Annotated in this window: 13 protein-coding genes; 7 read left to right on the top strand and 6 right to left on the bottom strand. The window is 66.2% G+C overall.

Annotated features, from left to right (window positions below; translation table 11 throughout):
* Positions 1-12 precede the first annotated feature (12 nt).
* Positions 13-1041 (top strand): SMP-30/gluconolactonase/LRE family protein, encoded by a 1029-nt coding sequence (locus tag EAH73_RS03915; protein ID WP_240047128.1) that lies wholly within the window; start codon positions 13-15, stop codon positions 1039-1041.
* Positions 1042-1078: 37 nt separating this feature from the next.
* Here the strand turns inward: EAH73_RS03915 and EAH73_RS03910 are convergent, their stop codons facing one another.
* Entirely contained in the window at positions 1079-2005 is a 927-nt protein-coding gene (locus tag EAH73_RS03910; protein ID WP_140465161.1) for a helix-turn-helix transcriptional regulator, read from the bottom strand.
* A gap of 155 nt (positions 2006-2160) precedes the next feature.
* On the opposite strand from EAH73_RS03910, the gene EAH73_RS03905 reads away from it, so the two are divergent.
* From EAH73_RS03905 to EAH73_RS03895, 3 genes are all read left to right on the top strand, one after another.
* Positions 2161-3690, top strand: coding sequence for an aldehyde dehydrogenase family protein (locus EAH73_RS03905; protein ID WP_140465160.1), 1530 nt, complete (start codon positions 2161-2163; stop codon positions 3688-3690).
* Positions 3691-3820: 130 nt separating this feature from the next.
* A complete protein-coding gene (locus EAH73_RS03900; protein WP_140465159.1) occupies positions 3821-4234 on the top strand; it encodes a hypothetical protein in 414 nt (137 codons plus the stop codon).
* 24 nt (positions 4235-4258) lie between these two features.
* Positions 4259-4651: a DUF779 domain-containing protein gene (locus EAH73_RS03895; protein WP_140465158.1), complete on the top strand. Its 393-nt coding sequence runs from the start codon at positions 4259-4261 to the stop codon at positions 4649-4651.
* A 67-nt stretch (positions 4652-4718) separates the two neighbouring features.
* On the opposite strand, the gene EAH73_RS03890 is transcribed toward EAH73_RS03895, so the two are convergent.
* The 5 genes from EAH73_RS03890 to EAH73_RS03870 form a co-directional block, all read right to left on the bottom strand.
* The gene (locus EAH73_RS03890) at positions 4719-5225 is read right to left on the bottom strand and encodes a YybH family protein (protein WP_140465157.1); all 507 of its coding nucleotides are present in this window, start codon (positions 5223-5225) and stop codon (positions 4719-4721) included.
* 105 nt (positions 5226-5330) lie between these two features.
* The gene (locus tag EAH73_RS03885; RefSeq protein ID WP_140465156.1) at positions 5331-5870 is read right to left on the bottom strand and encodes a glycine zipper domain-containing protein; all 540 of its coding nucleotides are present in this window, start codon (positions 5868-5870) and stop codon (positions 5331-5333) included.
* Between the two features lie 177 nt (positions 5871-6047).
* Positions 6048-8432 carry a penicillin-binding protein 1C gene (gene pbpC, locus EAH73_RS03880; protein WP_140465155.1) on the bottom strand — a complete coding sequence of 795 codons (2385 nt, stop codon included), beginning with the start codon at positions 8430-8432 and terminating at the stop codon, positions 6048-6050.
* Complete coding sequence (locus tag EAH73_RS03875) at positions 8429-9313, bottom strand: hypothetical protein (protein ID WP_140465154.1); 885 nt, start codon at positions 9311-9313, stop codon at positions 8429-8431. Before EAH73_RS03875 ends, pbpC begins: the two co-directional genes overlap by 4 nt.
* A gap of 167 nt (positions 9314-9480) precedes the next feature.
* Positions 9481-14967, bottom strand: a complete 5487-nt coding sequence (locus tag EAH73_RS03870) for an alpha-2-macroglobulin family protein (protein ID WP_140465153.1) — start codon at positions 14965-14967, stop codon at positions 9481-9483.
* 203 nt (positions 14968-15170) lie between these two features.
* Between EAH73_RS03870 and EAH73_RS03865 the strand changes: the two genes are divergently transcribed.
* The 3 genes from EAH73_RS03865 (at position 15171) to EAH73_RS03855 (ending at position 19414) form a co-directional block, all read left to right on the top strand.
* Positions 15171-16076 (top strand): LysR family transcriptional regulator, encoded by a 906-nt coding sequence (locus tag EAH73_RS03865; RefSeq protein ID WP_140465152.1) that lies wholly within the window; start codon positions 15171-15173, stop codon positions 16074-16076.
* A 69-nt stretch (positions 16077-16145) separates the two neighbouring features.
* Positions 16146-17348 (top strand): threonine synthase, encoded by a 1203-nt coding sequence (locus EAH73_RS03860; protein WP_140465151.1) that lies wholly within the window; start codon positions 16146-16148, stop codon positions 17346-17348.
* Positions 17349-17581: 233 nt separating this feature from the next.
* Complete coding sequence (locus EAH73_RS03855) at positions 17582-19414, top strand: polysaccharide deacetylase family protein (RefSeq protein ID WP_161599444.1); 1833 nt, start codon at positions 17582-17584, stop codon at positions 19412-19414.
* The last annotated feature ends 55 nt before the right edge of the window (positions 19415-19469 follow it).

Raw genomic sequence — 19469 nt, 5'->3', positions numbered from 1 at the left:
ATCCTCTTGGCCGTGCGTTCAACTCTTCTCTCCTTGCTGGGAGCCCTCGGGGCCCTGGCGGCCGCCCCGGCTGCGGCCCAGGCCCCGGCGCGGTTTCTCACTACGGGCCGCATCGTGCGGCAGGGCCCCGGGCTCGACCAGCTGGTAGCTCCCGGGGCCCAGTTGGAAATCATTGCCTCGGGCTTCGGTCACATCGAGGGCCCCGTGTGGGTGGCCGACAGCAGCATGCTGCTCTTTTCCGACACGCCCACCCGCACTGTTTACCGCTGGACGGCGGACAACAAGCGCACCAAGTTCTTGGAGTATAGCGGCTACACCGGCCGGATGCCCTACAGCAAGGAGCCCGGCAGCAACGGCATGGCCCTTGACGGCCGCGGCAACCTGCTCATCTGCGAGCACGGCGACCGCCGCCTGGCGGTGCTGCCGCTGGCCGAAAAAAGCGGCAAGCGCACCCTCACCGATAACTACCAGGGCCAGCGCTATAACAGCCCCAACGACGTGGTGGCCAGCGGCAGCGGCGCTGTGTACTTCACCGATCCGCCCTTCGGCTTGCCCGAGCAGGAGAAGGACCCGCGCCGCGAAGCGCCCGTGGGGGCCCTCTACCGCCGCGCCCCCGACGGCACCGTGACCCGCGAAACCACCGAGCTGACCCGCCCCAACGGCCTCGCTTTTAGCCCCGACGGCCGCACGCTCTACGTGTCCAACGCCGACTCGCTGCGCCCCGTCATCCTGGCCTACGAGGTGAAAAGCAACGGCCGCCTGGGCAAAAGCCGCCCGTTTTTCGACATGAGCAAAGTAGCCGGCCGCCGCCCTAAAGAAGTGCCCGACGGCTTGAAGACCGACGCCGCCGGCAACGTGTACGCCAGCGGCTTCGGCGGCATCCTCGTCCTCTCGCCCCAGGGCCAGCACCTCGGCACCCTCGACCCCGGCGTGACGGCCGCCAACTGCGCCTGGGGCGACGACGGCCACACGCTCTACATCACGGCTGGCTCCTTTATGTGCCGCGTGAAAATGCTGGCCCAGGGCAAGGTGGGCAATTAAAAAGAAAAATGGGGCCCCCAGGGCCCCATTTTTCTTTTTAAACGGTAAGCTTCTTGTATGCCCCCGGCGTCAGCCCCTCGTACTTTTTGAATAGGGCTTGGAAGTGGGAGAGATTGTTGAAGCCGGCGCGCAGGCACACGTCGGCCACGTTGGCCAGGGGCTGGCGGAGCAAGCGCTTGGCCTCAGCCAGCCGCTCGCGGATGATGTACTCGACGGGCGTAAGGCCGAATTCGCGCTTAAACACCCGGAAAAATGTGGCCTTGCTCATGCAGGCCAGCGCGCTGAGCTTTTCGACCGACAGGTTTTCGGTTAGGTGCCGCTTGATGTAGTCAACCACGGCGGCGAAGCGGTGGGTGGTGAGGTGCCGCGCGTAGTCGTGGAAAATGAGCTCGCGGGCCTGGGTTTGCATCAGGCGCACCAGCAGCTCCTGCAGGGTGAAGCTGGCCAGCACGTCCTTAGCCGCGTCGGTGGTGCGCGACACGGCCACGAGGCGCTCCAGCGTGCCGGTCAGCTCGGGCGTGTTGGTGAGGTGGGCGTGCTCGGGGCCCGCCAGGGCCCAAGGCGTGTGGGCCTCGGCGCGCGGGTAACGCTCGTTGAGCAGCTCCACGGTGTGGCGGATGGTGTCGGGGGCAATGGCCACGGCTAGGCACTGCGTGGGCTGGCAGGCGCAGGCATCGGGAAAGTCAATCTCCATCCGCTCGTCTTCGCCCACCACCACCGATTCGCCCGGGAAGTAATCGAACGCCGGGCGGCCGGGCAGGTGCATCACCTTTTTGCCGCGCAGCATGGTCGTCAGGGCCAGGCCATCGAGGCGCAGGGGCACGCGGTGGGCCTTTTGGTGGGTTTCGAAGATGTTCAGCTCGTAGGAATCCAGGGCGAAAACGGTGCGGTTTTCAACTAGGCTTTGCAGCTGGTGGGGCGGCAGCGGGGCCACGGCAGTGGGCAAATGGACGCGAGGATTCATAGGCTAAACGAATGACGAAGACCACGGAGCGCCGCCCGGCGAGCGCAAGTTGCGACAATTCCAGCACTTTCTGCGACGATAACGCAAACGGTTGTTCTACTGGTGCAACGACCTTTGGTTATTCGTCAACCTCCACCAATCTCATCCCTTCTGTTATGGCCGAAGTGCTCGAAAAATCCACCACCGTGGTGGCCCGTCCCCAGTTCAAATCCCACTACGATAACTTCATCGGCGGCAAATGGGTGGCCCCGGTGAAGGGCCAGTATTTCGAAAACCCGTCGCCCATCGACGGCAAGGCCTTCTGCAAAGTGGCCCGCAGCACCAAGGAAGACATCGAGTTGGCGCTCGACGCGGCCCACGAAGCCTTCAAAACCTGGAGCAAGGCCTCGGCGGCCACGCGCAGCGGTGTGCTGCTGAAGATTGCCGACATCATGGAAGCCAACCTGCCGTACCTGGCCGCCGTGGAAACGGTGGAAAACGGTAAGGCCATCCGCGAAACCATGGCGGCCGACCTGCCCCTATGCATCGACCACTTTCGCTACTTTGCGGGCGTCATTCGGGCCGAAGAAGGTTCGGCTACGGAGCTGAACGAGAACACGTTGTCGCTGGTAATTCAGGAGCCGCTGGGCGTCATCGGCCAGATCATTCCCTGGAACTTCCCGCTGCTGATGGCCACCTGGAAGCTGGCGCCCGCCATCGCGGCCGGCTGCTGCGTGGTGATGAAGCCCGCCGAGCAAACTCCCGCCAGCATCATGATCCTCATGGAGTTGCTGCAGGACGTGGTGCCCGCTGGCGTGATCAACGTGGTGAACGGTTTCGGCCTGGAAGCCGGCAAGCCGCTGGCCAGTAACAAGCGCGTGCAAAAAGTATCGTTCACGGGCGAGACGACCACCGGCCGCCTCATTCTGCAGTACGCCGCCGAAAATATCATCCCCGTCACGATGGAGTTGGGCGGCAAGTCGCCCAACATATTCTGCAAGAGCGTGATGGACCACGACGACGATTTCCTCGACAAGTGCATTGAAGGCGCCGTGATGTTTGCCCTGAACCAGGGTGAAATCTGCACGTGCCCCTCGCGGCTGCTGGTGCACGAAGACATTTACGACGAGTTCATTGCCCGCGTGATTGCGCGCGTGAAGGCCATTAAGCTCGGCAACCCGATGGACACCGACACCATGATGGGGGCCCAGGCCAGCAACGACCAGTTCGAGAAAATCCTGAGCTACCTCGAAATCGGCAAGGCCGAAGGGGCCGAGGTGCTGGTGGGCGGCGAGGCCTACGAGCAGGCCGACGGGGCCCTGGCCGAGGGCTACTACATCCAGCCCACCATCTTCCGGGGCCACAACAAAATGCGAATTTTCCAGGAGGAAATCTTCGGCCCAGTGCTGTCCGTAACGACGTTCAAGGACAACGAAGAGGCCCTGGAAATTGCCAACGACACGCTCTACGGCCTCGGCGCCGGCCTCTGGAGCCGCGACGCGCACGAGCTGTACCAGATGCCCCGCGCCATCCAGGCCGGCCGCGTGTGGGTGAACTGCTACCACGACTACCCCGCCGGGGCACCCTTCGGCGGCTACAAAGCGTCGGGCTTCGGCCGCGAAAACCACAAGATGATGCTCGGCCACTACCGCCAGACCAAGAACATGCTCATCAGCTACAGCCAGCAAAAGCTGGGCTTCTTTTAGACGACGCGTGAACGAAGAAATGGTCCGGTGGCGGTTTGGCTGCCGGGCCATTTTTTGTTGGAAAGGGAACCAGCTGCTTGCCAGGGCCCTGCGTATATTCGTTAGCGTTCAACCACTCATTCCAACGGCGATGCGGCACAGCAACACGTGGCTACCAGGGGCCCTATTATTCCTCGGAACGGCAGGCTTTGCCAGCCAGGCGCAGGCCCAGGTGCTGCCCATACCCGGCGCCCGCAACCCGGATTGGGCCCTGGAAACTACCGTGCCCGACGCCTACCGCCACGCCCCCGGCAATCTGCCTGTCACCACCGACCGGATGCCCAACGCTAGCCAACGAAGTGTTTTGAGCAATGGAAACCGCAGCTACCACTGGGACGCCGCCCGGCAATTGGCCTACGAATGGCCCAGCCACACCAGCACCTTGGGGCCCCAAAATTCGGTAACCGTGCGCGACGACCGCACCGGCACTACGTATACCTACGGCCGCCGGGCTCCCCGGCCCGCGGCGCGCCAATGGCACCGCCTGCCCGGCGTGCCCAAGTAATTCAAACATTCCCCCGTCCTAACTATGTCCACGCCCCGCGTCCTCGCCACCCAAGCCGCCGAAGCCACCATCGACCTGCTGCGCGACGAGCACGGGCCCCTGATGTTCCACCAGAGCGGCGGGTGCTGCGACGGTTCCTCGCCCATGTGCTTCGCCAAGGGCGAGTTCCGCATTGGCGGCAACGACGTGTGGCTGGGCCAAATCCACGGCTGCGACTTTTTCATGAGCACGAGCCAATTTGAGTACTGGCAGCACACGCAGCTCACCATCGACGTGACCAAGGGCCGCGGTGCCAGCTTCTCACTAGAGATACCGCTCGGCGTGCGCTTCCTCATCCGCTCCCGGCTGTTCAGCGAGGAAGAAGCCAAGGACATGGCCCCGGTGCTGAACGGCGAAGAATACCTGGAAACCGCGTAGGGCCCCGGACGCAAAAAGCCCCGGCAATCCAAGATTGCCGGGGCTTTTTGAGTTTACGAAAAGCTTATTACTTTTTGGCCTGTACGGGCAAGTCTTCGAGCTGGGCGTAGCTGAGTTTCCAGTTGCCGTCGCTACCTTTTTTCCAGAGCAGCAGGAAATTGCCTTCGCCGGTGCCGGCCTGGGGCTCGGTGGCGGTGGCCAGTACGTCGACCGAGAACGTGCCGGCTTCGTAGGCCAGGTTGGCGTCGGTGCCGCTGCTGGCGGTGCTAGTTTTCAGGTTGGCCACCGTGCCGATGGTGGGCGTAATCCACTTATTGGTAATCTCGTTCTTGCCGCTGAAGCGCGTTGCGCCCTGCAGGAACTGTGCGTCGTCGGCCAGGAACGAAGCAGCTTTGGCGGCGTCCTTGCTGTTCCAGGCGCTGAGGAATTGCTGGTTGAGGTCCGACACACTCACGTTGCCGCTGGTGTTGGCGGTAGTGGTAGCGGCCGGGGCCCCATTGGCAGCGGGGGCGTTATTGCCGCCGCATGAAACTAGTAAGATGGCAGAACCCAGCGCTAACAGGTAATTTTTCATAATTTAAAGAATAAAGAGAACGGGGAGTGAAAGAGGGTATGCGAAGGTAAGGACAAGCAAAACCCGGGCTGATAAGGCCCGGGTTTTGTAAAGGAAGGCAGCTGATTACCAGCTTTTGCGGCGCACGGGCGAGCCTGGGTAGGCGGTCTGCGCGTTGCCGTAATCAGGGTTGGGCAAGTAGCCCGAGGCGGGCGTGACGCTGGCCGGGGTGGCGCTGGCCACCAGGGCCGTGGCGCCGGCGGCCACGGCAGTAGCCCCGGCCACGCGGCCCAGGCTGCCCGGGGCGGCGGCTACGTCGCGGCGCTCGGCGGCGGCACGCTCCGCAGCGGCGGCGCGGGCGTTGGCAGCGGCGATGCGCTCGTTGGCAGCGGCGCGCTCATTGGCCAGGGCGGCGGCTTTCTTGCGCTTGTTGTCGGTGTGCTTGCCGATGGCGTAGCCCACGCCGGCGCCGGCCACGCCGCCGATGGCGCCGCCCACCACGCGGTTGCGCTTGTTGATGAGGGCCCCGCCCAAGATGCCGGCGGCCCCGCCGATGGCTGCGCCTTTGCCCTGCGGGCTCCAGTTGCGCTGGGCTTGGGCCTGCGAGCTAAAAAAAACGCTGAACAGCAGGACCGGAATCAAGAATAACCAGCTAGTATTTTTCATGACGGGAAAGAAATAAGATGTTGGAAAGAATGAATTAGGCGGTGGAAAGAACGAGGAGCTTTGGGCCCCGGCGGAGCATTTTACAAGCACCGTGCCAAGCAGCCGAAAGTACGGAGCCCCGCTGAGCGCGGTTTTGCACCGGCCGACCAACGGCGCCGGGGCCCCGGCCAACCGCCGCTACTGCTCGGCCACGAGCAGCTGCACGTCCACGTTGCGGCCGTGGTCGTCGGCGCACGACACCTTAACGGGCCCCGGGGACGGGCGGAAGAACACGCGCTCGGCGGCCCCGGCGGCCCGCAGGAACCGGTCGTTCACGTACCAAAACACCTGGCGCACTTCGGGCCCCGCCGCGCAGCTGAGCAGCAGTTGCTGCTGCTCGCCGCGGTTGAGCAGGTACTCGGCGTGGGGCAGGGGCGAGGTGATGGCCAGCGGGGCCGCCGTGCCGTCGTCAGCGCCGCGCACCAAGCGGCAGGCGGGGTTGTGCGGGGGCAGGCGCGGCGCCGGCAGCCCCTGCGCCGCCCGGTACGCCAGCACCTCGGGCAGCGGGTTAGCGAAGAGCTGCCGGCGGTAGCCACCGGGCGGCACGCAGGCGCGGCAGTAGCTCAGGGCCCCGTCGGCCGAGACGAACACTTCTTTCACGTGCTCGCAGCGCCGCGCCGATGACTGGCCGGGCAGGTAGTAATCGAGGATTTGGTGGGCGCAGTGCTCGCCCGGCACCAGGCCGCTTTCGGCGCAAACCAGTCGGAAATCGAGGGTGGACGGGGGCGCGACCCAGTGGTTGGGCGAGTTGTAGGCTAGGGCGTTGAACAGGTCGAAGAGCAGCGGTGTGGCCACGTCGGCCCCGGTGAGGGCCGGGCTGCCCTGGCCGCTGAAGTTGCCCACCCACACCCCGATGGTGTAGTCGCGGTTGTAGCCCAGGCTCCAGGCGTCGCGGCGACCGTAGCTGGTGCCGGTTTTCCAGGCAATTTTGGGCAAGCGCAGGCTGTTTTCGTAGCCCAGCGGCAGGTCGGGCCGCGTGCGCTGGGCCAGGATGTCGGTGACGAGAAAGGCGGCGGCGGGGGAGAGAAGCGGCGTCTCGCTCGGCCCCGTGCCCTTTTTGGTAGCCTCGGGTATCTCCCCCCCGGTGCGGGGGCCCCCAGCGGTCAGCCGCAGCGGTGCGTACTGCCCGCCATCGGCCAATGCTGCATAAAGCCCGGTCAGCTCCTCCAGCGTGGCGCCGCAGCCGCCGAGCACGGTGCTCAGGCCCAGGCGCGGCGCGGCGCGGGCCACGGTGCGGAAGCCCGCCTGGCGCAGCTTGTCGGTGAAGGCGGGCACGCCCAAATCGGCCAGCAGGCGCACCGCCGGGATGTTGAGCGAGTACACCAGGGCCCGCTCCACGGTCACTTCGCCCTGGCAGTTTTTGTCGAAGTTTTCGGGCCGAAAGCCATTGAAATCAGTGGGCACGTCGGGCAGCTGCACCTTGGGTGTGGCCAGGCCGCGGTCGAAAGCCAGGCCGTAGAGCAGCGGCTTGAGCGTGCTGCCCGGCGAGCGCACGGCCCGCACGCCGTCCACCTGCCCGGCGCTGGCCGCGTCGCGGAAGTCCGACGAGCCCACGTAGGCCTCCACGGCGCGGGTGCGGTTGTTCACCACCAGCACGGCGGCCTGCGTGATGCCGAGCGCCCGCAGGCGCCGCACGTAGTTGAGCGTCAGATCCTCGGCCTTGGCCTGGGGGCCCCGACGTAGGGTGGAGGCGATGATGGGCTGCCCCGGAAACTGCGCCACCAGCCGCCGCGCCAGGTGCGGGGCCAGCGTGGGGGCCCCGTGGCGCTGGGCGTCGAGCGGCTCGGCCAGGGCGTCGGCCAGGTCCTGGGCAGGGAAGAGGCGGTCGCGCTGCATCTGGTGGAGCCAGTGGTTGCGCTTGGCCAAAATCTGGGCGTTGTTGCGGCCCAGCACCAGCACGCGCGGCTGGTTGGGGATGACGGCCAGGGCCACGGTTTGGGCCAGCGAGAGGTAGTCGGGCGGCTGCTGGAAGTAGAGCAGCGCGGCCGACTTCACGCCCTCGATGTTGCTGCCGTAGGGCACTAGGTTCAGGTAGAGCTGCAGGATTTCGGCCTTGCTGTAGTGGGCCTCCAGCTGCACGGCGCGCAGCATTTCGAGCGTTTTGTTGCCGAACGTGCGGGCCTTGGGCTCCAGCAGCCGGGCCACTTGCATGGTGATGGTGCTGGCCCCCGTGGTGCGCCCGCGCCCAAACAGGTTGCGCCCCGCCGCCAGCACCACGGCCCCCGGGTTCACCCCAAAATGGTAGCGGAAGTAGCGGTCTTCTTTGTAGATAATGGCCCGCTGGAGGGCCGGCGTAATCTCGTGCAGTTCGGTTTTCATGCGCCACTTCTGCGTCGGGTTCAGAAAGGCGTGGAGCACCGTGCCGTCGGCCGCTGTCACCAGGGGCGAGTACTGCGGCGCGGGCGGCAGCGGAAACAGCCGGTCGAGCAACACGGCGGCCACCAGTAGCCCCAGCAGGGCCCATCCGGCGCGGCGCAGCCCGGGGCCCCAGGCGGCGCAGCTACGCAGGAACCCGGTTTTCATGGCTTCGGGAAGTCAACGGCCGGCATGCGCCAGTCGCGCCCGAGCCAGCGGAGCACGGCGCGCCGCCAGCCGGGGTTCTGGCGGAAGCGGGCCTTGCCCTCGGCCAGCGCGGGCACGTGGATGGCCCCGGCGCGGGCCTGCCAGGCGGCCAGCGGCCGGGGCCCCGCGGGCGCAAACAGCTCCGCCAGCGCGGGTCGGATTTCCTTGAGGTCCCAGTAGTGGTACACCCACGGCGCGGCCGCGTGCACCACGCCCGCCCGCGCCAGCACCACGCTGAAGGCCAGCTGCTCCATCACGTGCTTGGGGTAGAGGCGGTGGAGCTGCTCGGTGAGGGTGAGCACCTGGGCCAGCAGCGGAGCGTCGGTGCTGCGCAGGCCCAGGGCCCCGGCGTTGTACATCTGCGTGTCGGGGCTGATGGGGCCCCCGGCGAGGGCCGTACGGCCGGCGTCCTGCTGCAAGGCGTGGTTGATTTTGCGGTTCAGTGAGTTGCCGTCGCGCAGCCGCCCCTCGCCCACGTGCATGAACCGCTCGCCCCGCCCCAGGGCCCCAAACACCTCCGCCAGCGGCTGCAGAAAAACGGTGTCGGTATCGACGTACAGCAGGTTGCCGGCGTAGCGCGCGGCGGCGTGCTGCAACACCTCGATTTTGACGCGGTGCACGAAGTCGATTTCCCCGCGCCACGCCTGCCACTGGGTGGGCGCGATGGGCACGTATTCCACGGCCTTTTCGTCGCCCAAAATGCGCTGGAAGTGCGCCGGGTTATCGGTGTACACCACCACTTGGGCCCCCACTGGCTGCCGCAAATACGACAGGATGCTGAACAAGGCTTCGTTCAGAATATCGGGGTTGCCGTAGGCTTGGTAAAGGAGGAAATCGGCCATGCGGCGCAAGTTAGGGGTAGCGTAAGCTCTGCAAGTCCGTGCGGTTGAACGGTCGCTGCCCGGGCTGTAGCGCGGACTTTGTAGTCCGCGGCTCTCGCTTCGTCCTGCCGACTATTGGGCAGCGACCGGGCAGAGCCGCGGACTCGCAGAGTTCACGCTACAGCGCGCTACTTCACGCGCACGGTGCCGGCGCCGTTGTAGGAATGGTATTCAGCGTTGTACATGGCGTCGGCGCTGATGGGGCCCAGCTTGAAGGTGCCCTTGCTGACGGCGCGGGCCAGGTAGTAGAACGTCTTGGGCTGGGCGCTGGCGGTGGTGAAGATGTTCAGGCGGTCGTCGCGCACGTCGAGGTAGTCCGGCGTGGCGGCGTCCTTGGCCCAGTCCAATTCGCGCACGGCGCCGATGCGCGGGTTCTCAATTTCGAGGCCGGCGGGCAGCAGGTCGGTGATGGCTACGTTCTTCACGTCGCCGGCCGCGTCGGCGGCTTGGATGGTGATTTTTACCACCACCAAATCGTTCTGGGCGAAGGTGGGGGCCCCCAGCGGCTGGCCGGTGCGGTTCAGGAACTGGCGGCGCACCTTCAAATAGGCGTCCTCCTCGCGCACCGGGACGGTGGGGCTGATGCCCGCCATCTCCCAGAAATAGTACAGGTTGCCCTGGCCGGCGGTGCGCAGCGTGAGGGCCCGGTTGGCCACGTTGCGCACCGTGAGGTCGGGGCCCGTGAAGGTGCCCAGGGGCTTGCCGTCGGCGGCCAGGGCCCCAGTGGCGGTGCTGCGGGCGTTTTGGCGGGCAATTTTGCCCAAGGCCAGCAGGGCAAAGGCGCTTTCCTGGGTGCTCAGCCAAGGGGCCTGCTTCACCTGGCGGCTGAGCTGGCGGGCCAGCGCGGTCACCTGCGGGTTGTGGGGATCGGTGGCGAGCAGGGCGTTCAGCACCAGGCCCTCGTCGCGGATGGGCGAGTAGAACGAGCCGTCGAGGGCCCGGCCGGCGGCGGTTTCGCCCCCAAACTTGGTGGGCAGCAGCTCGCGGAACTGGCGCTGGTTGCCAAGCACGCCCTGGGTGCAGGCGAGCAGGAACTTCGAGTCTTCGGCCAGCGTGGCGCGGTTGGCGCGGTAGTAGTTCAGGGCCACGGCGTCTTGCCGGCCGGCCAGCGCCAGTACGTACAGCGAGTAGGCAATTTCCTTTTTGGCGATGACCTTCTGGCGGGCGATGTTGCTGGCGTCGAAGTAGCGGTACTCCTCGGTTTCGCGCTTTTTGAGGCGGAACTGCAAGTAGCTGAGTACCTTGTCGAGGGTTGATTTATTGACCGCGAAGTTGGCTTGCTGGGCTTCGAGCAGGAAGTGGGCGGCGTAGGCCGTGGCCCACCAGTTGTCGTAGTCGCCGCCCGGCCAGTAGCTCAGGCTGCCATTGTAGAGCTGCATCGACTCAATTTTGCGGATGGCGGCCTGCACGTTGGCGTTGGGGTTGTAGCGCTGGGCTTTGGCGGCGGCTCCGGTCTTCTGCTGCAGCGTGGCCGCCAAATCGCCGTAGTACAGCTGCGGGAACGCGGCCGACACGGTTTGCTCCAGGCAGCCGTAGGGGTACTGCAGCAGGTAGCGCAGGTCTTTGCTGAACTCCGTCAGCGGTGAGCGGCTAATAACTACCTGGCTCTGCAGCGAGGCGGGCAAGAAATCGGTCGTCAGGTTGAGGCCCCCTGTGGTGCCGCCGGCCGCCACGCCGCTGCCGGTGCGCTGCTCAAGCGGTGCCGCGGGGCGCACGGGGATGTCAATGTTCTCGGTGAATTTTTCGCCCAGCGCGGTTACCAGCGTGGCAATGTGGCCCTCGCCGATGGCCGGCGACGCCAGCACTTTGAACACCACCCGCTGCTCGGCGTTGGCCGGCAAGCTAACGTTTTGCGCCGCCGTGCCCACGATGCGCAGGGGCCCTGAAACGGTGACGCTGGCGGTGCCCGGGGCCACTTTGCTCGTCGTGTTCGTCAGCGTCACCGGCACGTCAATCGTGTCGCCGGGGCTGAGGAAGCGGGGCAGCGCGGTGCTGATGACCACTGGGTCGGCCACCTTCAGCGTGTGCTCGGCGGCGCCGAACGCATCGTCTTTGTAGGCCACGGCCATGATGCGCAGGGCCCCCGAGAACTGCGGCACGCGCACCCGGTAGCGCACCTTGCCGCTGCCGTCGGCGGTGAGCAGGCCGCTCCAGTTGGCCACCAGCTTCACGCGGCGGCTGGGCACGGGCGTGGTGCGGCGGCGCAGGTCGGCGGCGTCGCCCCCGGTGCTGCTGGTGCCCAGCTCGGGCAGCAGGAAGGGGTACACGTCGTAGGCCGATACTTCGAGGGCGCGCTTCTGGTAGAAGTAGCCGTAGGGGTCGGGCGTGAGGTAGCCCTTGCGCTGCAAAATGCCCTCGTCCACCACGGCCAGCGTGAGTTGGGCCCCGGGCGCGGTGCTCACTTCGATGGTTTGGAAGGTTTGGGAGCGGCTGGCGGCGGGCGCGGCAATGGCCACGGCCAGGCGGGCGTCGGGCCGCTCCACTGTCAGGGGCACGAAGCCGCGCGCCACCGTGAGGGGCAGGCTGTGGTCGGTGATGGCGCGGATGGCGGTGGCCGTCACGTACACGTTGGGCACGTGGTCGGCCTTGATGGGAATCTTCACGCGGGCCGATTTCTGGTCGGTGTTCACGTAGAAGTGGTCGAGCACGTGGTCGCGCTCCACCGTTACGAGGATGCGGCCGGCGAAGGGCGTTTTCAGCAGCAGGTTGGCCGTTTCGCCGGGGGCGTACTTGGCCTTGTCGGGCTCAATGGTCACCTCGCCTTCGTTGTTGACTTCGAACGAGTTGGCCTGCGTGTCGCCGTAGCCGTAGGCGTAAAACCGCTGCATCACGTAGGGCAGGGCCCCCGGCCGGCTCACGCGCACCTCGTACTCGCCCGAGTAAATCGGGGTGAAATTCAGGGCCGTGCCAGGGCCCACCGTCAGGGTTTGGCTGAGCACGGTTTGCTCGCGCTGCTGCGAGTTGTACACGAAGCGGCCGCCCTGGCGCTCGAGCACGGTTTCCCAGAGCAGGCGCACCACGCGCACTTGCGCGGGGGCCCTAGTGGGGGCCCCGGCCGGCGTGAGGGCCAGCACCCGCAACGGCACCGCCTGGCGGGTGTTCACCAAGTCGGGCAGGTTTTGGAGGCCAAACATGGTGGCCTGGGTATGCACCTCGAAGGTGGCCAGGCGGTTCACCGGACGCCCCGTTTCGTCGAACACCGTGGCGAAGGCCGCGCCCTCCAGCGTGCCCATGTCGGCAAACTGCGGCACTTGGTAGGCGGCGGTGCCGCGGCCGGCGGCGTCGGTGCGGCCTTCGCGCAGCGTTTTCTCGAAGCGCGTGCCCAGCGCGGTTTCGGCCGATTCGTCGTCGCTGCTGGTGGTTTTGCGGCGCAGGCCGTTGTTGATGGCGAAGCTGTAATCGGCGTAGCCCTTGGGATTGAACGCCTTCTGCTTGAGCGAGAACTCGACCTCGTACTTGCGGTCGGTGGCCGGGGGCCCAAACAGGTTCACGGCCGCGAGGCTGGCCGTCACGGTTTGGCCGGGGCGCAGCACGGCGGGCGCGGCCGTCACGGTCACCTTCAGCCGGTCGGGGATGAATTCCTCCACGCTGATTTGCTTGGAAGTGAGCAGCACGTCGTTGCCGGTCAGCACTTCCAGCGTGTACAGCCCGGTCATCACGGACGGCGGCAAAATGAACCGGCTCTCGAATGCGCCCGCGCCGTTCAGCTTCTGCTGCAAGCTGCTGTATTCCTTGCCGGTAGGCAGTAGCAGCCGGATTTTCATGGGCAGGCTGGCGGGCGGGCTTTTCCAGTCCTCGGTGCGCACCACGGTGTTGGTGCGCACGGTGTCGCCGGGGCGGTACAGGTCGCGGTCGCCGTACAGAAAGGCCTGGTAGCGGGCCGCGTTGCTCTGCAAGCCACCCACCTCAAAGCGCGAGGTTTCCACCTTGCTCCGCGTCAGGTCCAGAAAAGAGAAGTCGGCGTCCTTGGCCGCCGTCACCATGCCCAGCGTGAAGCGCTTCATGGAGGCCGCCGAGTCGAACCGCGCCACGCCGGCCTGGTCGGTGGTGGCCGAGCCAATCACCTGGTTATTCGAGCTCACCAAGCTCACCGCTACGCCGCCGATGGGCTGCGCCGTGCGGATGGAGTTGGCAAATACCACCGTGCCGCCGGTGGCGCCCTGCCGCACAATTAGGCCCACGTCGGTCACGGCCACCAGCTTGCTCACTTGCAGGTACTGGTGCTCGGTGTCCTCCACTTTCACCACGTACAGCCCCTTCATGGGGCCCTGGAATTCCAGTTCTTTCAGGTTGAGCGTGAGCAGGCGCAGCCCCGCCTCCTTGGGCAGCCCGTCTACCGAAACCGTGCGCTCGGACAGCACGCTGCCCAGGGTTTCGAGGTCGAAGTAGCGGTAGCTGCGGTCGATGTAGTTGCCGTCCTCGTCGGTGCTCGATTCGCGCTGGCCCTCCTCGTACTCGGGGTAGCCGTACTGCTGCTCTTGGCGCAGCAGCTGCTGGATGTTGTTGGCGTACACCTTGGCGATGGTCACCTTCACCTTAGCCACCTGGTTGATGCGCAAACCCAGGTTGCGGGTGCCCAGCGCGCTCAGGTACAAGGCCTTGTCGCCGCTGGCAAACGTGATGCTCGGGTCCTCGTCGCCGAACGACACGGCCTGCTGAAAGGCGTCGCGCAGGGTGCCGCCCAGCAGGCCGCGGGTGCCGGCGGCCAGCGCAACCTGGTAGGTTTTGCCCACCTCGAAGCCGCCGCGCAGCGTGAAGCCGCTCTCCTGCGTTTCCACCGCGAACGCCACGGCGGGCGTCACGGTCAGGTTCTTTTGCACGTCGGCCGCCGCCACGGGCTGGCTCAGGTTCATCGTCACCACGGGCTGGCCGTCGAGCAGGGCCCCGGTCAGCTCGCGCACTTCCAGCGTACTTTGGTCGGGCACCTGGGCCTGGGCCACGAGCGGCGCGGTGGTGGCCTTGGTGCCGGTGGCGGGGCGCAGGCCGGGTGCAATCTCAATGGTGATGGGGGCCCCCGGGCGCACGTCCTGCGCAAAGCTCAGGCCCAAGGTTTGGTCGGGCTCGGCGCTGATGAGGTTCACGGCCAGCGGCTTGCCGTCCTGGCTCACCTTGAGACGGCTGCGCACGTCGGCGGGCCGCACGGGGTAGTTGAACAGCAGGTTGGCGCGCAGCTCGGCCGTGCCCGTGGCCTTGGCCGAGCGGCCAAAGAACACCTGGGGGTCGCCCATGCGCAGGTACGGCGTGTGGAAGCGGCTGCGGTTGAGGGCCAGCTTTTGCTTGCCGCTGGGCAGGGCCCCGGGCCGCAGGTCGGCGGCAAACACGGTGCTGGGCCGGAACGCCTCCAGCGGCGAAAACGTCAGCTCCCGGTCGCCGGTCCACTTGAACTTGCCCCGCACGGCGGGCGTGAATTTCACGTACTGCGTGGTGTCCCAGCGGTTTTGCTGGGCCTCGCCCACCACCGGCTCGTCGAAGGTGAACACGATGTTCGAGTGCGGGTCCACCTCGTCGCCGTCGGTTTGGGCCTGGGCGGCGGCCTGCTCCTGGGCGGTTTTTTTGGAGCACGAGAAGGTAGCCAACAGCAAAAGCAGCGGCAGAAAACGGAAGCGGGCCAGCATGGAAAGGAAGGGGTAGAAATCCGGCCGAAAAGTAATACTTAAAATCTCCTATACTGCGGGGTTTAAGCAGGGAAAGGATTAAAAAGCCATTGCCTGTAGCGTGGACTTTGTAGTCCGCGGCGCTGCCCGGTCGCCCAACGGTAATCGGCAGGACGAAGCGAGAGCCGCGGACTACAAAGTCCGCCCTTCAAGTACCTTCGGCCATGCTTTCCCAAGCCCACGAAGTCTTCCTCGAAGTTGCCAAGCAGCTCAGTTTCACCAAGGCCGGGCAGGCGCTGTTCGTCAGCCAGTCGGCCGTCAGCAAGCAGGTGAAGGCCCTGGAGGAGCACTACAAAACGGGGCTATTTGAGCGGCTGGGTAGCAGCATTTTGCTCACGCCGGCCGGGCAGCGCCTCTACCAGAAGCTGCTGCAGGCCAAGCAGCTGCAGCACGAGCTGCACCAGGAAATGAGCGCCCTCAGCCCCGACTTTGCGCCGGCGCTGCACCTGGTCATCGGGGCCAGCACCACCATCTCGCTCTACGTGCTGCCGCCGGTGGTGTCGGCCTACTTGCAGCGCCACCCCAACCGCCAGCTCAGCCTTAAAAACCGCAACTCCGACAACATCCTTAGGGCCCTGCTGGCCCACGAAATCGAGCTGGGCATCGTCGAGGGCATCCACAAGGTCAGCCACGTCACCTACACGCCGCTGCTGGCCGACGACGTGGTGGCGGTGTGCGCGGCCGGCAACCCGCTGGGTAGCCGCACACTCGAAGCGCGCGACTTGCTGAGCATTCCGCTGGCGCTGCGCGAAGACGGCTCGGGCACGCTCGCCGTGCTGGAGCAGGCCCTGGCGCACCGGGGCCTCAAGCTGGCAGCCTTGCCGGTGCGCGTGCGCCTGGGCGGCACCGAGGCCCTCAAAAACTTCGTGCGCGTGGATAGCAGCTTGGCCTTTTTGCCCCGCCAGGCGGTGGTGAAAGAGCTAGCCTCGGGCGAGCTGGTAGAAGTGAAAATCAAGGACTTGCCCATGCGGCGGCACTTCAATTTCATCCAGCGCAAGGGTACTGAAAACAACGAGCCCTACCGGGACTTCCTGCTCTTCACCAAGCATTACTATGCCGATCGGGCATAGGCTATTCCAAAATTCCATCTCGTTTCGGCATACCTAGGGCCCCGGGGCGCCGGTAATTTTGCCGGTACTATGCTGGTCGCCACCCCCTCCGTTTCCCGCTTGCGGGCCCTGCACTGCTCGGCCTGCGGCACCGCCTACTCGGCCTTTGACTTGCAACGCGTGTCAGCCTGCTGCGCCGTGCCGCTCGTGGCCGACTACGACACCGCGGGGCCCCTGACGCCCGCCGACGGCATCAACACCGCCGATGCCTCCATGTGGCGCTACGGGGCCCTGTTGCCGCTGCTCGACGACCAATACAAGGTGACGCTGGGCGAGGGCTTCACGCCCATCCTGCCGCTGCCGCGGCTGGGGGCCCTGCACGGGTTGAACTCGCTGCTGCTCAAGGATGAAGGCCAGAACCCCACCGGCTCGTTCAAGGCGCGGGGGCTGAGCATGGCCGTGTCGAAGGCCTTGGAGCTGGGCGTGGCCGGCTGCATCATTCCCACGGCCGGCAACGCCGGGGTGGCCCTGGCCGCCTACTGCGCCCGCGCCGGCCTGCCCGCCACCGTGGTGATGCCGCGCCACACGCCCGACGCCTTCAAGGAAGAGTGCTACTGGTACGGGGCCGATGTGGAGCTGGTGGACGGCCTCATCAGCGACTGCGGGGCCCGGGTGCGCCAGCTGAACGCCGCCGGGGCCCTGCTCGACGTCTCGACCCTAAAGGAGCCCTACCGCCTCGAAGGCAAGAAAACCATGGGCTACGAAATTGCCGAGCAGCTGGGCTGGCAGCTGCCCGACGTGCTGCTGTACCCCGCCGGCGGTGGCACCGGCCTTATCGGCATCTGGAAAGCCTTCCGCGAAATGCAGGCCCTGGGCTGGCTGGCTCTCGACGCCAAGCTGCCCCGCATGGTGGCCGTGCAGGCCGAAAACTGCTGTCCGCTGCTCGAAACCTACGCCGGTCGCCAGCCCAATTGCAGCCACTACCAGGGCCGCCCCACGCTGGCCAACGGCCTGGCCGTGCCCCACCCCCTGGGCGAGGCAATGATGCTGCAAGTGCTGCGCGAATCGCAGGGCACGGTGGTGGCCATCAGCGAGGAAGGCATGCTGGCCGGCATGCGCGAGCTGGGCCAGCAGGAGGGCCTGTTCGTGGCCCCCGAAGGCGCCGCCGTGTGGATGGCCGCCCGCCAGCTCCTGGCCACCGGTTGGCTCCAGCACCACGAGCAAATCCTGCTCCTCAACACCGGCAGCGCCCAGAAATACCTCGCCAACGTGCAGGGCCGCAGCCGGGTGTAAGCAGCCATCAAAAAATAGATTGCATTCAAAAGGCCGCCATGCAGCGCGCAGCGAAGCATCTCCACCGCAGCAGTAAATAATTAGTAGAGCAGTAGAGATGCTTCGCTGCGCGCTGCATGACGGCCTTTTAAATGCAATCAAGGGGGCTGAATCTGACGCAGCGTTTTAGTCAGGCAAAAGCTTCCGCTGACGATGGTTCCCGATTCCCCCGGGGCCCCCGACCTTTGCGCCCGATGCGCATCCTCCACGTTCTCTCGGCTGAGTTTTTTGCCGGCTCGGCGGCCTACGCCGTGGCCTTGGCCGAGGCCCACCGGGCCCAGGGCCACGCCGTGTGGCTGGTGTCCGATTCCGACCAGCTGCCCACCGGGGCCCCCCAGGTGAAGGCCGCCATCAGCAACCGCCGCTACGGGCAGCGGCTGCGCAACGCCCGCCTCATCCGCCAGCTGGTGCGCACCGAAGGCATCGACGTGGTGCACGCCCACTCGCGGGCCGCCAGCTGGGTGAGCTACGCCGCCCTGCGCGGCCTCCGGGTGCCGCTGGTGAGCACCGTGCACGGCCGCCAGCACCTGCACACGTCCACGTCGCTCTTCGATATTTACGGGGACAAGGTCATCGCCATCTGCGCCAATCTGCGCACGCACCTGATCGAAGAAGTGAAGATGGAGGCCCGCAAAATTGTGGCCCTGCCCAACGGCGTGCGGTTTGGCGAAGCAGCGGAAGCCGGGGCCCCGGGGCCCCCGCGCATCGCCTTCATCGGCCGCTTCAACGGCGGCAAGGGCGAGCGGGCCGCGGCGCTGCTCCAGCAAGTGTTTCCACCGCTGCTGGCCGAATTTCCTGCTCTGCGCCTGGCCCTTATCGGTGGCGAGCTGGAGCAACTGCCCGCCGCCGGCAAGGGGGCCCTGGCGCAGCTCCAAGCGCAGTTCGGCGAGCGGGTAGAGGTCGTGGGGTTCACCAACGACGTGGCCGGCTGGCTAGCCCGCACCACGCTCACCATCGGCGCGGGCCGGGTGGCCATCGAGGCACTGGGGGCCGGCCACGCCGTGCTGGCCCTGGGCGAAGCCAGCTACGCTGGCCTCGTCACGGAAGCCAACTTTGCCGATGCCGCAGCCTCCAACTTCGGCGACATCTCGGCCCGCGTGGCGCCGTCGGACGTCGATTTCGGGGCCCTGCTGGCCGATGCGCGGGCGTTTCTGGCGGCGCCGCAGCCGGTGCCGGGGGCCCTGCAGGCGCAGGTGCGCGCGCACTATAGCCTGGCTCGGGTGGCCGCCGAAGTGCTGGCCGTGTACCAGTCGGCGCGCATGCAAAAGGCCGTGCCCGACTTCCTGCCGGTGCTCATGTACCACAAAATCCCCGACGTAGCGCCGGCCACCAAGCACCAGACGTTCGTCACGAAAGACAACTTTGCCAAGCACCTGGCCTTCTTCAAAAGCCGCCGCTTCACCCCCATCACGTTCGCCGATTACCTGCAATTTGCCTGCGGCGAGCGGCCCCTGGCCGAGTTCCCGCGGCGGCCGCTGGTGCTCACCTTCGATGACGGCTACGTCGACAACTACACCAACCTGCTGCCCCTCATGCAGCAGTACGGCTACCGCGGTGTGCTGTACTTGCTCGGTGATTTTGACGTGCGCTACAACCAGTGGGACCTCGCCGCCGACCCCACCGAGCCCCGCGCCGACCTCATGGACGAGGCCCAGAAGCGCGCTTTCGTAGCCGCCGGCTGGGAAATAGGGGCCCACACCATGTCGCACCCGCACCTGCCCGCCCTGCCGCTGCCCGCCGCCACAGCCGAAATCGTGCGCAGTAAAAACAGTCTGGAAACCACGCTGGGCACCGAAATCGTCAGCTTCGCCTACCCCTACGGCGACCTCAACGACGATCTGAAAGCTGCCGTGCAGGCCGCCGGTTTCGCCTTCGGCTTGGCCACCGACACCGGCGGCCTGCACCTGGAAGACGACCGGCTGCAAGTGTTCCGCATCAATATGTTTTCGCACGAAACCACGGCCAGCTTATTCAAGAAAACCGCCTCCTGGTACCGCAAATACTACCGCCGCAAGCGCGGCAAGTAGCCACGCCGGCCCTCAGCAAAAAGGCGCGGCTGCCCTTCCGTTAGAAAGAGCAGCC

It is taken from the genome of Hymenobacter nivis, from assembly GCF_006439025.1.
Lineage (GTDB): Bacteria > Bacteroidota > Bacteroidia > Cytophagales > Hymenobacteraceae > Hymenobacter > Hymenobacter nivis_A.
The sequence above is the reverse complement of the archived record's forward strand: the minus strand, read 5'-3'. Positions and strand labels throughout refer to the sequence as shown.

Coding starts and splice junctions, on each gene's coding strand:
- EAH73_RS03910 (WP_140465161.1), bottom strand. CDS start 2,005: ATGAATCCTCGCGTCCATTTGCCCACTGCCGTGGCCCCGCTGCCGCCC.
- EAH73_RS03905 (WP_140465160.1), top strand. CDS start 2,161: ATGGCCGAAGTGCTCGAAAAATCCACCACCGTGGTGGCCCGTCCCCAG.
- EAH73_RS03900 (WP_140465159.1), top strand. CDS start 3,821: ATGCGGCACAGCAACACGTGGCTACCAGGGGCCCTATTATTCCTCGGA.
- EAH73_RS03895 (WP_140465158.1), top strand. CDS start 4,259: ATGTCCACGCCCCGCGTCCTCGCCACCCAAGCCGCCGAAGCCACCATC.
- EAH73_RS03890 (WP_140465157.1), bottom strand. CDS start 5,225: ATGAAAAATTACCTGTTAGCGCTGGGTTCTGCCATCTTACTAGTTTCA.
- EAH73_RS03885 (WP_140465156.1), bottom strand. CDS start 5,870: ATGAAAAATACTAGCTGGTTATTCTTGATTCCGGTCCTGCTGTTCAGC.
- pbpC (WP_140465155.1), bottom strand. CDS start 8,432: ATGAAAACCGGGTTCCTGCGTAGCTGCGCCGCCTGGGGCCCCGGGCTG.
- EAH73_RS03875 (WP_140465154.1), bottom strand. CDS start 9,313: ATGGCCGATTTCCTCCTTTACCAAGCCTACGGCAACCCCGATATTCTG.
- EAH73_RS03870 (WP_140465153.1), bottom strand. CDS start 14,967: ATGCTGGCCCGCTTCCGTTTTCTGCCGCTGCTTTTGCTGTTGGCTACC.
- EAH73_RS03865 (WP_140465152.1), top strand. CDS start 15,171: ATGCTTTCCCAAGCCCACGAAGTCTTCCTCGAAGTTGCCAAGCAGCTC.
- EAH73_RS03860 (WP_140465151.1), top strand. CDS start 16,146: ATGCTGGTCGCCACCCCCTCCGTTTCCCGCTTGCGGGCCCTGCACTGC.
- EAH73_RS03855 (WP_161599444.1), top strand. CDS start 17,582: ATGCGCATCCTCCACGTTCTCTCGGCTGAGTTTTTTGCCGGCTCGGCG.